Below are 13,116 nucleotides of genomic sequence, written 5' to 3' on the forward strand. Positions count from 1 at the left end.
CCAAAGGAAAGAAAAAAGCTTCGGAACGGCTCGGCGAGTCGAGGCGTTGAGCAGCCATAAATGGGCCGCACGGTACAGCACCGGCAAAGTTTTGCACCGCACGGCCCTGTTCACCGCAACGATGAACCTTAGGAGCATACAATGATCCGCACCCTTCTGACCACCTCGGCCGTGGCCCTCGTCCTGAGCACTGGCGCGTTCGCCCAGACCACGACGACCGATCCCGCAGCTCCGGCTGACACCACCACCCAGACCGACACCATGGCTCCGGCCGATTCGATGGCTCCGGCCGACTCGATGGCCCCCGCTGACTCGATGGCTCCCGCCGACTCGATGGCTCCGGCTGATCCTGCCGCTCCGGCAGACGCAATGGCCCCCGCCACCACGACGGCTCCTGCCGCTGACAGCGCCATGTCCGGCGCAACCACCTGGGATTGGGCCAATGGCTATACGATCGGCGCTGACGATATCATCGTCAACGAGCTGCTCGGCGCCCCGGTCTATTCCAGCGCTGCCGATGACGCCGAGGAAATCGGTACCGTCAACGACCTCGTGATTACCTCGAGCGGTGATATCAATGCCGTCGTGATCGGCGTGGGTGGCTTCCTCGGCATCGGCGAAAAGAACGTTGCCGTCGACTACATGTCGCTTGAATACACCATGGCTGCCGACAACACCTGGCGCTGGGTCCTGCCCACGACCGCTGAGGCTCTTGAAGCCGCTCCGGAATTCGTCTGGGAAGATCCGAACGCCCCGGCTATGGACCCCGCAATGGCTCCGGCCGATCCGGCCATGGCCCCGGCTGATCCTGCCGCTCCGGCCGTGCCGCAGTAGTCGGCAGACAAGGCTGAAATGGAAAAGGCCCGCTTCGGCGGGCCTTTTTCGTGTTCAGAGCGCAGGATTATTGGCGTCGGAAGCGCAGCCGCGCCACTTCGTCGAACTCGGCCTGCTCGACCTTGTTCTGCTCGTCGCGCTCGCGCTGATGTTCACGCTGATCGAGAAGCTCGACCTTCTTGAGGTCCTCGAGCGCCTCGGCCAGCGCATCCTGGGCCACCTCAAGCTTGGACTTCATGTCGTTGGCCGATGCCAGAAGATTGTCGCGCCGTGTAAGGGCGGCTTTGGCAAAGGTGGAATAGGCGAAGTGCGCCACATCGGAAATGCCGGTCTTGGTGTGCTCGATCTCGATCTGCTGGTCGAGTTCGGACGCCATGCGCTCGAAATCGGCGATCATCATCTCGATCTGGGCGACCTGACGGCGCTTCTCGTCCACCTGGAACTTCTTGAGCCTGATGAGGCTCTCGCTGCGCGATTTCAAGACCTGTACTCCTTACACATCAAGTCAGCTCCGGAACGGTCCACAACTCGGCTCCGCCCCGCTAGGCCCCCGCATCCGCCTCGGCGACGATCTGGGCCAGCTGGTCATAGCCGTCCAGTATCGTAGTCGTTTCATCCCGCCGCTGGCCCAGGAAGGCCTCCAGCCGCGGGTTGATGGCGATCGCGCGGTCCACATTCGGATCTGACCCTTTCCGGTAAGCCCCCAGCCGGATCAGTTCCTCCATGTCCGAGAAGATGGACATGAGTTCCCGCGCCCGAGACAGGGTCGGCCGGACGTCTTCCGGCACGCAACCTGGCATGGTCCGCGAGATGGACCGGAGCACATTGACAGCCGGGTAACGTCCCCGCTCGGCAATGCCGCGCTCCATCACGATGTGCCCGTCAAGAATGCCGCGCACGGCATCCGCAATGGGCTCATTGTGATCATCACCTTCCACCAAAACGGTAAATAGTCCGGTAATGGAGCCCGAATTCGGTTTACCAGGACCGGCCCGTTCCAATAATCGTGGCAATTCTGTGAAGACGGTGGGTGGATATCCCTTGGCCGTCGGCGGTTCGCCGATGGCAAGGCCGATCTCGCGCTGGGCCATGGCAAACCGGGTGAGAGAATCCATCATGCACAGGACGCGCTTGCCCTGGTCGCGGAAATATTCGCTGAGCGCCATGGAGATATAGCAGGCCTGTCGCCGCATCAGCGCGGCCTCGTCGGATGTGGCCACGACCACGACGGCGCGCTTGAGCCCTTCTTCGCCGAGATATTCCTGGATGAATTCGTGCACTTCCCGGCCGCGTTCACCGATCAGGCCGATCACCGACACGTCGACATCGGTATTGCGGGCCAGCATCGACATCAGCACCGACTTGCCCACACCCGAGCCGGCAAAGATGCCCATGCGCTGTCCCTCGCACATGGTCGTAAAGGTGTTAAGGCACCGTACCCCCAATTCGATCGGCTCGCCCACGCGCGTACGGTCATGCGCGGCAAGCGGGGACTGGCGCAGGGGATAGGAGACGGCCCCGCGCCTCAGTGGTCCCCTGCCGTCGATGGGCTCGCCATTGGCATTGACCACGCGGCCCAGCCAGCCATCGGATGGATTGACCGAGCCGTCATGTCGACGGAACACCGCCTTGCAGCCCAGCCGGATGCCGCGCAATTCGCCAAAGGGAAGACACAGGGCATGACCGTCGCGAAAACCGATGATCTCGGCGTCCAGGTGCTCGCCGCCACTGGCCTCGATGACGACGCGGCCACCCACGCGCAATTCCCGCACCGGGCCGACGACCTCGATCAGCAGGCCCTGCACGGATTTCACCCGCCCGAACACCTCCACGTCTTCGATGGCATCGATGGCCGAAATCAGTGCCTTCATGCGATTATGAATCCGCCCGGTTCGCGCTGGTCGTTAACGCCTGGGGCAAAACCGATCACAATTATGGTTTCCGCCATCGATCGCTGGCGCCCCGTCACGAATCAGAATGTAACCGATCGTTAACCGAAAAGCTTTATTGGCATGAAGGATCGGCGGAATCCGCCCCGGGCCACCATTGTGGCCAAACACCCCCCAAATGCCTCAATTGCTTGAGTCCCAAGAGTCGCTTGGAACGCCTTCTTAATGTTTTACCTTAAGATTTTTTTGGGTGATTTATCTTTAATTTTCAAAGAGTTAATATAAATTCACCTTACCGCGCTTTGCGTATTGCGGATCAGAATTAAACTTTGTTAACTAGTTGGGCTTAGGCTTCAGTCATATCCAGTAGGGTTGGAGCGGGACGGGCAATTTGGCCTTGCCTCCCGCGTGTTCCAGCAGGAACGAATGACAAGGGGAATATAATGCGGGTACTCCTTATTGAGGACGACAGCGCCACGGCGCAGAGCATCGAACTGATGCTGAAGTCCGAAAGTTTCAACGTCTACACCACCGATCTCGGTGAGGAAGGCGTCGATCTTGGAAAACTCTACGATTACGACATCATTCTACTCGATCTGAACCTGCCCGACATGAGCGGCTATGAGGTCCTGCGGACCCTTCGCGTCGCCAAGGTGCAGACGCCGATCCTGATCCTGTCGGGTCTGGCCGGTATCGAAGACAAGGTTCGTGGTCTCGGCTTCGGCGCCGACGACTACATGACCAAGCCGTTCCACAAAGACGAGCTCGTGGCCCGCATCCACGCCATCGTCCGCCGCTCCAAGGGCCATGCCCAGTCGGTCATCTCGACCGGTGACCTGATGGTCAATCTCGACACCAAGACCGTCGAGGTTCAAAGCCAGCGCGTGCATCTGACCGGCAAGGAATATCAGATGCTGGAGCTGCTTTCGCTGCGCAAGGGCACGACCCTGACCAAGGAGATGTTCCTCAACCATCTCTATGGCGGCATGGACGAGCCCGAGCTCAAGATCATCGACGTCTTCATCTGCAAGCTGCGCAAGAAGCTCTCGGTTGCCACCGGCGGCAAGAATTACATCGAAACCGTCTGGGGACGCGGCTATGTGCTGCGCGAGCCGGACGAGAACGAAGGCTACAGCGAAAACGTCGCCTGACCCTTAATTCTTATCCTGCTGAAATCAAAACCCCGCGCCCAAAGCGCGGGGTTTTTCGTCTTTGCACTCCGAAACCCGTCTTGCCGGAACCCTGAGCGTGGCGCAACGTTGGAGCCAGTGGAGACATTTCAGGGGGACCAATATGGCAGACCTATCCAAACGCCTGCGCGAGCCGCTTGCTATGGCCTTGCTCGTGCTCGCCGCAGCCGGCTGGCTGGCCTTCATTGCCATGTGGATCAATTCAAATGGCGAGGCTGATCGCCTGCGCACTGAAATGGCGCAAGTCACAGACCAGCGCGACGCAGCCAATCGCGTCCTCGAAGAACGCGAGGCGGCCCAGGGAAGCCTCGAAGATGTCAGCCTGGCCCTGACATCGGCCGAAGAGCAGCGCAGCCAAGCGGACATCGCCTTGGCAGAGGTCAATACCGAACTCGAAGCGCGGCAAGCTGAACTGGCGTCCGTGAGCCAGAACCTCGACGCCAATCGCCAGGAGGCCGACGCTCTCCTGCAGCAGGTCGGCGATGCCAAGGAGCAGACGGAGGAGCTGGCCAGCCGCCAGGCGGCCCTGCAGGCGGAAATCCAGAGCTCGAACCGGCAATTGCAGGATGTGGGCGCACGCCTCGAAGAAGCCCGGCGACAGGAGCAGGCCAATACCCAGGCCATTGCCCAGCTGACCGAAGAAGCGGCCTTGGCCACCACCTCCCTGGCCGACACCCAGAGCCAGCTGCAGCAAAGCCGCACAGAGCTCACCGCCGCCCAGGAACAATTGGCCACGATTGCTGCCCAGTCGGAGGAAGCCGGGGCCCAGGCCCAGGCACTCCAGACCCAGGTGAGCGACCTCGAGACCCGCCGAACCGGCCTCGAACGTGACGTAGCCGGCTATGAGGAACAGCTGGCCATCCTTCAGCCGCAGGTTGAGGAATTGACCCGCACGCTGGCACAGCGCTCGAGCGAACTCGAAGAGGTGGAAGCCCATATCGCCCAGGCCGTGCCCGCGACGGCTCCGGCCGCAGCCACCGAACCAGAGCCCGAGGCCGCCACCGAACCGCAGAGTTACGTTGTCTCGGCCGAAGGCCAGGGCAATGGCATGGAATTGACCCTCGCGGCAGATGACACCTTCACGCTTAGCGACCGCTTCAACCGCAGCGTCGAGGGCCGCTATACACTCTTGGACGGCGAGCTTGTTCTCAGCGAGGCCACCGGGCGGCTGGGCACTGCCAGTTTTCCGATGTCCTGCCCGCTCGAGCGCGAGGGGGAAGCCTTGATCATCGGGGAAGCAGAAGGATGCCTCTTGTCCGGCCTGACCTTCGAGCCGCTGATCGAAGAGGACGCGCAAGAGCCCAACACTGCGCAATAGGCATCAACCGGCCGCTGTCGAAACGCCGGCCGGTTATACGTCGGAGAGGTGCGCCCTAGCGCTCCCCTTGACGATCACGTTGCAAAACGATGCTCTGTGCCGATGACCGACCCTGCCCAAGAGCCCCTGGCCGCCCATCGTGCGGAAACCGACCGCGCCATCAATGCCGTCTGGCGCTCCGAGCATGCCCGGGTCGTCGCCGGCCTGACCCGCATCGTTCGCGATATTTCCCTGGCCGAAGAGCTGGCGCAGGAGGCCCTGCTGGCTGCTTTGAAGAGCTGGCCGCAGACCGGGGTGCCACGCAATCCGGGCGCGTGGCTGATGCAGGCCGGCAAGCGCAAGGCAATCGACTATTTTCGGCATCGCAAGATGGCGACGGGCAAGCTCGAGGAAGTCGGGCGCAGCCTGGAGGACGATGTGGCTGACACCGAAACCAGGCTGCTCGACCAGCTGGATGACGATGTCGGCGACGACGTCTTGCGCCTCATCTTCACCTCATGCCATCCCGTGCTGCCGCCCGAAAGCCGCGTCGCCCTCACCTTGCGCCTGATCGGGGGGCTGACCACCGAAGAGATCGCCCGCGCCTTCCTGGCCAATGACACCACCATCGGCCAGCGCATCGTGCGGGCCAAACGCACCATTGCCGATGCTGGCCTGCCCTTCGAAGTACCGAGCGGCACAGAGCGCAAGGACCGAGTCGCCTCGGTACTGGGCGTGCTTTATCTTATTTTCAACGAAGGATATTCCGCCACCACCGGCGCCGACTGGATGCGGCCGCAGCTCTGCGACGAGGCGCTTCGCATGGGGCTGATCCTGGCTAAACTGATGCCCGAGGAGGCGGAAGTGCATGGCCTTTTGGCGCTGATGCAATTGCAGCATTCGCGCGCGGCCGCGCGGGTGAACGCTGCCGGAGAGCCGGTATTGCTGCCCGAACAGGATCGCAGCCGCTGGAACGCTGACCTCATTGCCGACGGGCTTCGTGCCTTGACGCGGGCGCAGACAGTGGAGGGACAGAGTGGCCCCTATACCGTCCAGGCCGCGATTGCCGCCTGCCATGCGCGGGCAAGTCGGGCCGAAGACACTGATTGGGGCCAGATCGCCGCGCTCTACGCCCTTCTCAACCAGATGACGCCCTCCCCCGTCATCGAGCTCAATCGCGCCGTCGCCATTTCGATGTCGCAGGGCCCGGCCGCGGCGCTCCTGCTGGTGGATGCGCTGAGCGAGACCCCCGTCCTGGCCAATTACCACCTGCTCTATGGCGTGCGCGGAGATCTGCTGCGCCGCCTGGGCCGGCACGAGGAGGCCAATCGGGAGTTCGGTAAAGCTGCGGAACTGACGCGCAACGCGCGGGAAAAGGCGTTCCTTCTGGCGCGCGCCGCGGAAGAAACGGGCTAGGCAGCAGTGCTTTCGGGATGCTCGAACTTGGCTTCGAGCACGGACCGATCGAAGGGCTTCATCATGTAATCGTCGGCACCGGCCTTAAGGGCCATGGCAATGGCACCGATGTCGTTCTCGACCGTGCAATAGATGACGCGGGGCTTTTCGCCCCCGACATAGGTGCGCAGCAGCTTGAGAAATTCCAGCCCGCTCAAGATGGGCATGTTCCAGTCGAGCAGGATGGCATCGGGCATCTGCTCACGGCACTTGTCGATGGCTTCCTGCCCGTCTTCGGCTTCGTCGACGTCATAGTCCAGATCTTCGAGGATCCGGCGCGCCACTTTGCGCACGACACTGGAATCATCGACGATCAGGCAGGTGCGCATAGACAAGGATCCGGAACAGACAGGGACGCCTTGCGACTATGCGCAACAATGATTGGCGAATGGTTAGCGCAATTGCGCTATTGCGCCGCGTCCGCCTCGACTTTGACTTCATCCGACTTGGCCTTGGGCACGGCGGTGAAGAAGAAGACGTCGTTCTCGATGCCAATATTGATGTCCATATCGGTCATGCGGGCCAGAAGGCCAGTATAGAATGGCTGGATGCCGCGCGCATCGACATATCCTTCCTCGGGAATGCCCGAAAGCAGGCCGGCCGAACCGGACGGCACCAGCGTCTTCTGGCGCTTGTCCGGATCGCTTTTCGAGGTGAACTCGAACTTTTCCTCACCCGCCGGGCCGCTGATGGATGCCTTGACCTGACCACCGCGCGGCACCGAACCGGCGGCGATCAGCAGCATGTTCATGAACAGCTTGGCCTTGTGCTTGGGCAGCAGGATCAGCGGCGCATCCCATTCAAGGTCGGCCTTCTCGATTTCGAACAGGATGCGGGCAACCCGCTCGCATTCGCGTGTGTCGATATCGGTGCCGGCGGTCGAGGACGCGCCATAGGCAAGGCGGGCGAATTCGAGCTTGGCCCGGCTCTGCTTGGCGGCGCTCGCGATCAGGTCACGGGCGCCCTCGGCCATCTCGCCCTGGCCCGGATCGGACAGCACTTCCAGACCATTGCCGATGGCCCCGATCGGGTTGATCAGGTCGTGACAGACCCTGGAGCAGAGCATGGCGGCCAGATCGGTTGCCTTGAGCTCGATGATATCGGCCATGATGCATTTCTCCGTCGAGGTGCCGCGAGCGGCGAGAATCAATAGGCCGACATTAAAGCGGCTTTTCGGGGTGCACTACCTGATCGACAGGCTTTTGGACAGAACCTGCCAATGTTCAGCGCCCTGCAAGGCCGCCGCATCCGGCGAGAGCAGGAAGGCCTGCCGGTTTGACGCCGAATAGAACAGGAAGAGCCGCTGCTTGAACACGGTATAGATCATCGGATCGGCATCGGAGACGAAGCCTCGCGCCATGCTCATGGCGCCATGGCCACCATATTGAGGGGCATAAATCTCCGGATTGGCCCTGAAGATGTCGCGATTGGCGGCATTGGCGAACAACCATGACGCGCCCATCCATTCGGTCTCGAGCCCCGGTCGCCCGGGCAACGGAGCCTCCTCGGTGAAATAGGAAACCGGGTCCATGCCGCCGATGGCGAGGCCGGTCAGCGGATCGGTCATGATGTAGGTTGCCAGCGTCTGCGCGGCGCTCTGCTGAACCATGGCCGGAAGGAGCCCGAAAAGCGGCAGAACAAGGGCCATCATGGTTAAGATTTGTTTAGAGATTTGCTTCATCATCTGCCCAATGAGCGGCGCATCACCCGCGTCCTAATTTTGACGCAGGAGACCTTAAGGTCTTCGTAAATTTCCGCGCTTCAGGGAGACCCCAACGATGTTCAAGCGCCTTGCCCTGATGACAGCCCTGCTCGTGTCGCTGCTGGCCCCGGCTGGCCCGGCTTTGGCCCAGGGCTCGTTGAGCGACACCTTTTCGGGCGATGAGCTGGTCGAAAGCGGCCAGCAGTTTTTCGGTTCTGCCGCGCAGGGCCTGGCATCGGTGGTCGAACGCGCCGTCAGCCAGTTCGGCCTGCCCAATGGCTATATCCTGGGCGAGGAAGCCGGCGGAGCCCTGATCGTCGGCGCCAAATATGGCGAGGGCACGCTTTATACCCGCAATGCCGGCCAGTTCTCGATCTATTGGCAAGGCCCCTCTATCGGCTTCGATATCGGTGGCGATGGCTCCAAGACCATGATGCTGGTCTACAATCTCTCGAGCATTCAGGAAATCCTGGGCCGCTACCCGGGCGTGGATGGCTCTGCCTATGTGCTGGGTGGTTTCGGGATGACGGTCACCAAGCGCGGCAATGTCGTCGTGGTGCCGATCCGCTCGGGCGTCGGCGCGCGGCTGGGCATCAATGTGGGCTATCTCAACTTCACCAACCAGCCCACCTGGAACCCCTTCTGACCTCCGGTTCCCGATCAAATCTTGACCAAGCCGGGGACACCCTCCCCGGCTTTGTCGTGACGGGACGTCCCAAACCCGTTAGGGTTAACGAGTGCCAAAGATGGTCAGCACCCCGCTTTGCTGCCAGATAGAACCACAACGACTGCACGGGTGGCTGCACGACGCTGCCGGAGAGATGTTCGATGCTGATCGAGAACATCATGTATTTCGCACTGGGCCTGCTCGTGGCAGGGCTGGTTGCGCTCGTCATCATGCCGGCCGTCTGGAAGCGCGCCGTGCGCCTCACCAAGCGCCGCATCGAGGCCGCGACACCCATCACCATGGCCGAGTTCCGCGCCGACAAGGACCAGTTGCGCGCCGAATTCGCCCTTTCGACCCGTCGGTTGGAAATGAATGTCGAGGCCCTGCGCAAGCGGCTGGCCGAGCAGCTGAGCGACGTTAACCAGAAACGGGCGGACCTGGGCACCCTCAAGGCCGAGCGCGACAAGCATCTTGAGATCGTGCGCGAGCTCGAAGAACGCGAAGCCCAATTGCGCGCGCGGGTGCTGGACCTTGAGAAGGAAGGCACGGACCTGGCACAGCGGCTGCGCATGCGCGACCGCGAGCTGGAAACACGGGCCGGCGAGCTGGAAAGCCTGCGATCGTCCCTGCGCAGCAGCGCCGGCACTGACGCAGCGGGGAGCGAAGCGGCCGAACAGATCGAGCATCTGTCCAGCGCCCTCGCCTTTGAGCGCAAGCGTGCGGACTTTCTGGAAGACCAGGCGCGCAGCCTGATCGAACGGCTGGAAAAAGCCGACCGGCGCAGCGGTGAAACCAATGACGCCATTGCCCATATGCGCGCAGCGCTCGAAGGACAGGAGAGCGAGCGCCAATCCGGCAAGGACGAGCTGGTGGCCGCCGAAGCCCGTATTGCCAGTGCCGAAAACCGTCTCAATGCGCTGCTGGCCGAGACCAGCGTGACCATTGCGCGCAGCGAGGACCGGGCCGAACAATTGCTGGCCGACAAGCTCTCGATGGAAGACGAACTCGAAACGCTGCGGGCCAAGGTCGGCAATGTCGAGGCCGCGATCATGGCCGATTGGGAGACCGAGCGCTTCGAAGAGGCCCACCTGCGCGAAAAGCTCAACGACATCGCCGCCAGCGTCAGCCGGCTGGTTTATGCCGTGGACACCCAGCCCATTGCCAATGCCTTTCCGGAAGAAAGCCTCTTCGACCGCGTGCAGCGCTTCGCCGATGATGGTGAAAGCCAGGATATCTTGCCGACGCCAAGCCAAAGCCAGCGCGGCACGGTCTCCGACCGGCTGGCGGCCCTGCGGGAAATCCAGGACCGCTAGTCCAATCCGGGTGGCGTCGTCTCCTGCACAGTCCGGGCAATTGCTGAAGAGCCGCGGATGCCTCGTGCATCAACGGAACGCAACCACGGACCACGATCAGCCGAGGCCGGTCATTCGGCGGTGATGCGCAGGCTGCGTGTCAGCGCCCCGGTTCCGGCATCGAATATGGAGAGCGTCACGTCCCCGCCCAAGCGATAGGTGACCTGGACCGTACCATCATCGGTCAGGGCCGAAATGATTTCAGCACCTGCCGGGATGCTGACCGCGTCCGCGACGGCAGGCGGCGGACTGTCGCGCGTCACCCGATAGACAAGCGCAAAGCCAACGGCCATAAAGCCGAGCACCATAATGCCCATCGAAAACGCGAATGACCGGCGGGCTTTTCCCAATGCGGCCCTTGCTTCCGGCGTCCACTCGGTGGCGTCGGCCTGGGGCTTGTTCTGATCAGGATTGCTCATGGCGGAAAATACCGATTTGGAGTTTGAGGGCGAACCCATTGAAATAGTGATCGACGAGAGCCTGGCTGGCGGACGGCTCGACGCCGTGCTGGCCAAGGCCCACGATGTGCTGAGCCGCAGCCGGATCAAGGACCTGATCCTCACCGGCGCCGTCAGCGTCGACGCAAAGCCGATCGCGGAACCCAATTACCGGGTCAAGCCAGGTGAGACAATTGTTCTTCTTGCCCCGCCCCCCGAAGATCCCGACCCGCAGCCCGAGGACATCCCGCTCGATATCCTCTACGAGGACGAGCACCTGATCGTCATCAACAAGCCGGTCGGCATGGTGGTTCATCCCGCCCCCGGCTCGCCTTCCGGCACGCTGGTCAACGCGCTGATCCACCATTGCGGTGCAAGTCTCAAGGGCATTGGCGGGGTCAAGCGCCCGGGCATCGTGCACCGACTGGACAAGGATACGTCGGGCGTGATGGTGGCGGCAAAGACCGAGCGGGCGCACAAGCACCTCTCCGAGCAATTTGCCGATCACGGGCGCACCGGCCCACTGCACCGCGCCTATATCGCCTATGCCTGGGGCAGTACCCAATCGGGAATGGGCACGGTCGACGCCCCGCTTGGCCGCGATCCGGGCAACAGGCTCAAGCAGGCCGTGCTCAAGAGCGGCCGCGAGGCCATTACCCACTACAATGTCGAAGCGCGCTTCGGCGGGGACGGCTGGGACATCACGCGCATCCAGTGCCAGCTCGAAACCGGCCGCACCCACCAGATCCGCGTGCACATGGCCCATATCGGTCATCCGCTGGTGTCGGACCTGCTCTATGCCCCGGGCTTTGCCACCAAGGTCAATCGCCTGCCCGAACCGCTGGCGCAGATCGTTGCAAATCTCGGCCGGCAGGCGCTCCATGCGGCCGAGCTGGGCTTCGAGCATCCCGCTACGGGCGAGGAAATGCTGTTCGAGGCCAACCTGCCCGACGATCTCCAGGAGCTTGAAGACGCCCTGGGCGATTACGACAAGGCCAATGCGCCACCCTGATGGAGCCGCTACACTCTCAGAAGGCCTCACGCCGACGTGTATGAACCATTCGGACTTTCCATCGTAGTATACCGATGAAAGCACGAGGATGAGGCGGGAACCCTATCCAATTTGTAACGTTTAGTTCGGTTCCGACCTCTTAAAATTGCCCAAGTGCTACCTATATGTTGGATATCTGTCGGCTTGCCTCAGGGATGTCGTCAGGTGATCCGCCCGCGCAATGCGGGGGATAACGAAAGGGGGTGCGTCCATGGCCCAGTCCAATTTGCCGGTCCTCTCGTCCGAAGGGGGCCTCAGCCGCTATCTTCAGGAAATCCGCAAGTTCCCCATGCTGGAACCGGATGAGGAATATATGCTGGCCAAGCGCTACAAGGAGCACGCCGATCCCGGCGCTGCCCAGAAGCTGATCACCAGCCACCTGCGCCTCGTCGCCAAGATCGCCATGGGCTATCGCGGCTACGGCCTGCCGATTTCCGAGGTGATTTCGGAAGGCAATGTGGGCTTGATGCACGCGGTCAAGCGTTTCGAGCCCGAAAAAGGCTTCCGCCTGGCGACTTATGCGATGTGGTGGATCCGCGCCGCGATCCAGGAATATGTCCTGCGCTCCTGGAGCCTGGTCAAGATTGGCACGACTGCTGCCCAGAAGCGGCTTTTCTTCAATCTGCGCAAGGTCAAGGGCCAGATCGCCGCTCTCGAGGACGGGGCTTTGCATCCCGACCAGATCAAGCAGATCGCCACCACCCTCAAGGTGACCGAAGACGAAGTGGTGCAGATGAATTCGCGCCTGTCCGGCGATGCCTCGCTCAATTCGCCCATGCGGGCGGACGAAGGCTCCTCCGAATGGCAGGACTGGCTGGTGGACGATACGCCCGACCAGGAAACGAGCCTGGGCGAAAGCGAAGAATTCTCCGAGCGCATGGGCATGCTCAACACGGCGATGGACGTGCTCAACGAACGCGAGCGCGCCATTTTCCAGGCCCGTCGCCTGCAGGACAATCCCTCGACGCTCGAGGAACTGGCTCAGCAATACGATGTCAGCCGCGAACGCATCCGCCAGATCGAGGTGCGCGCCTTCGAAAAGGTGCAGGACGCCGTCCGTGAAGCGGCCGGAGCCTGAACCAGCGCGATGAGTTTGGAACGCCCCGGCCCGCTGCCGGGGCGTTTTGATTTGCGCAGGACCTGCATGCATCCAATCGGGTCGTGACGGCGTATTAACCCCGTAGCGACAATATGACTGGACGACGACGCCCGAACAGACGAGGTCTTGCCCTTGTAACGCCC

At 62.1% G+C, this 13,116-nt stretch carries 14 protein-coding genes; 8 read left to right on the top strand and 6 right to left on the bottom strand.

What is annotated here, in order from left to right; translation table 11 throughout:
• The first annotated feature begins 141 nt into the window (after positions 1-141).
• Positions 142-834, top strand: a complete 693-nt coding sequence (locus VE26_RS11865) for a PRC-barrel domain-containing protein (protein WP_052715867.1) — start codon at positions 142-144, stop codon at positions 832-834.
• A 67-nt stretch (positions 835-901) separates the two neighbouring features.
• Here VE26_RS11865 and fliJ read toward each other — a convergent pair whose 3' ends face one another.
• Both fliJ and fliI read right to left on the bottom strand, forming a co-directional pair.
• Positions 902-1,315 (bottom strand): flagellar export protein FliJ, encoded by a 414-nt coding sequence (gene fliJ / locus VE26_RS11870; protein WP_046105480.1) that lies wholly within the window; start codon positions 1,313-1,315, stop codon positions 902-904.
• 61 nt (positions 1,316-1,376) lie between these two features.
• Positions 1,377-2,705: a flagellar protein export ATPase FliI gene (gene fliI, locus VE26_RS11875; RefSeq protein ID WP_046105481.1), complete on the bottom strand. Its 1,329-nt coding sequence runs from the start codon at positions 2,703-2,705 to the stop codon at positions 1,377-1,379.
• A gap of 461 nt (positions 2,706-3,166) precedes the next feature.
• On the opposite strand from fliI, the gene ctrA reads away from it, so the two are divergent.
• From ctrA to VE26_RS11890, 3 genes are all read left to right on the top strand, one after another.
• The gene (ctrA, locus tag VE26_RS11880) at positions 3,167-3,874 is read left to right on the top strand and encodes a response regulator transcription factor CtrA (protein ID WP_046105482.1); all 708 of its coding nucleotides are present in this window, start codon (positions 3,167-3,169) and stop codon (positions 3,872-3,874) included.
• Between the two features lie 142 nt (positions 3,875-4,016).
• A complete protein-coding gene (locus VE26_RS11885; protein WP_046105483.1) occupies positions 4,017-5,231 on the top strand; it encodes a coiled-coil domain-containing protein in 1,215 nt (404 codons plus the stop codon).
• A gap of 102 nt (positions 5,232-5,333) precedes the next feature.
• The gene (locus VE26_RS11890; protein WP_046105484.1) at positions 5,334-6,626 is read left to right on the top strand and encodes an RNA polymerase sigma factor; all 1,293 of its coding nucleotides are present in this window, start codon (positions 5,334-5,336) and stop codon (positions 6,624-6,626) included.
• Here the strand turns inward: VE26_RS11890 and VE26_RS11895 are convergent.
• From VE26_RS11895 to VE26_RS11905, 3 genes are all read right to left on the bottom strand, one after another.
• Positions 6,623-6,994, bottom strand: a complete 372-nt coding sequence (locus tag VE26_RS11895; protein WP_046105485.1) for a response regulator — start codon at positions 6,992-6,994, stop codon at positions 6,623-6,625. The genes VE26_RS11890 and VE26_RS11895 overlap by 4 nt on opposite strands.
• A 77-nt stretch (positions 6,995-7,071) precedes the next feature.
• Complete coding sequence (gene chpT / locus VE26_RS11900) at positions 7,072-7,773, bottom strand: histidine phosphotransferase ChpT (RefSeq protein ID WP_046105486.1); 702 nt, start codon at positions 7,771-7,773, stop codon at positions 7,072-7,074.
• Between the two features lie 75 nt (positions 7,774-7,848).
• A complete protein-coding gene (locus VE26_RS11905; RefSeq protein ID WP_052715868.1) occupies positions 7,849-8,316 on the bottom strand; it encodes a YHS domain-containing (seleno)protein in 468 nt (155 codons plus the stop codon).
• A gap of 127 nt (positions 8,317-8,443) precedes the next feature.
• Here VE26_RS11905 and VE26_RS11910 point away from each other — a divergent pair, with 127 nt between their 5' ends.
• Together VE26_RS11910 and VE26_RS11915 are read left to right on the top strand one after the other, a co-directional pair.
• On the top strand, positions 8,444-9,013 hold the full coding sequence (locus VE26_RS11910; protein WP_046105487.1) for a DUF1134 domain-containing protein: 570 nt from the start codon (positions 8,444-8,446) through the stop codon (positions 9,011-9,013).
• Between the two features lie 182 nt (positions 9,014-9,195).
• Positions 9,196-10,347, top strand: a complete 1,152-nt coding sequence (locus tag VE26_RS11915; RefSeq protein ID WP_046105488.1) for a coiled-coil domain-containing protein — start codon at positions 9,196-9,198, stop codon at positions 10,345-10,347.
• 110 nt (positions 10,348-10,457) lie between these two features.
• Here the strand turns inward: VE26_RS11915 and VE26_RS11920 are convergent, their stop codons facing one another.
• Positions 10,458-10,805: a DUF6476 family protein gene (locus tag VE26_RS11920; protein WP_046105489.1), complete on the bottom strand. Its 348-nt coding sequence runs from the start codon at positions 10,803-10,805 to the stop codon at positions 10,458-10,460.
• Between VE26_RS11920 and VE26_RS11925 the strand changes: the two genes are divergently transcribed.
• Both VE26_RS11925 and rpoH read left to right on the top strand, forming a co-directional pair.
• Positions 10,804-11,835, top strand: coding sequence for an RluA family pseudouridine synthase (locus VE26_RS11925; protein WP_046105490.1), 1,032 nt, complete (start codon positions 10,804-10,806; stop codon positions 11,833-11,835). The genes VE26_RS11920 and VE26_RS11925 overlap by 2 nt on opposite strands.
• 250 nt (positions 11,836-12,085) lie before the next feature.
• Positions 12,086-12,952, top strand: coding sequence for an RNA polymerase sigma factor RpoH (gene rpoH, locus VE26_RS11930; protein ID WP_046105491.1), 867 nt, complete (start codon positions 12,086-12,088; stop codon positions 12,950-12,952).
• The last annotated feature ends 164 nt before the right edge of the window (positions 12,953-13,116 follow it).

The organism is Devosia chinhatensis (assembly GCF_000969445.1).
Classification (GTDB): domain Bacteria; phylum Pseudomonadota; class Alphaproteobacteria; order Rhizobiales; family Devosiaceae; genus Devosia; species Devosia chinhatensis.

Coding starts and splice junctions, on each gene's coding strand:
- VE26_RS11890 (WP_046105484.1), top strand. CDS start 5,334: ATGACCGACCCTGCCCAAGAGCCCCTGGCCGCCCATCGTGCGGAAACC.
- VE26_RS11925 (WP_046105490.1), top strand. CDS start 10,804: ATGGCGGAAAATACCGATTTGGAGTTTGAGGGCGAACCCATTGAAATA.
- rpoH (WP_046105491.1), top strand. CDS start 12,086: ATGGCCCAGTCCAATTTGCCGGTCCTCTCGTCCGAAGGGGGCCTCAGC.
- VE26_RS11865 (WP_052715867.1), top strand. CDS start 142: ATGATCCGCACCCTTCTGACCACCTCGGCCGTGGCCCTCGTCCTGAGC.
- VE26_RS11905 (WP_052715868.1), bottom strand. CDS start 8,316: ATGATGGCCCTTGTTCTGCCGCTTTTCGGGCTCCTTCCGGCCATGGTT.
- VE26_RS11920 (WP_046105489.1), bottom strand. CDS start 10,805: ATGAGCAATCCTGATCAGAACAAGCCCCAGGCCGACGCCACCGAGTGG.
- VE26_RS11915 (WP_046105488.1), top strand. CDS start 9,196: ATGCTGATCGAGAACATCATGTATTTCGCACTGGGCCTGCTCGTGGCA.
- ctrA (WP_046105482.1), top strand. CDS start 3,167: ATGCGGGTACTCCTTATTGAGGACGACAGCGCCACGGCGCAGAGCATC.
- VE26_RS11895 (WP_046105485.1), bottom strand. CDS start 6,994: ATGCGCACCTGCCTGATCGTCGATGATTCCAGTGTCGTGCGCAAAGTG.
- fliI (WP_046105481.1), bottom strand. CDS start 2,705: ATGAAGGCACTGATTTCGGCCATCGATGCCATCGAAGACGTGGAGGTG.
- chpT (WP_046105486.1), bottom strand. CDS start 7,773: ATGGCCGATATCATCGAGCTCAAGGCAACCGATCTGGCCGCCATGCTC.
- VE26_RS11885 (WP_046105483.1), top strand. CDS start 4,017: ATGGCAGACCTATCCAAACGCCTGCGCGAGCCGCTTGCTATGGCCTTG.
- VE26_RS11910 (WP_046105487.1), top strand. CDS start 8,444: ATGTTCAAGCGCCTTGCCCTGATGACAGCCCTGCTCGTGTCGCTGCTG.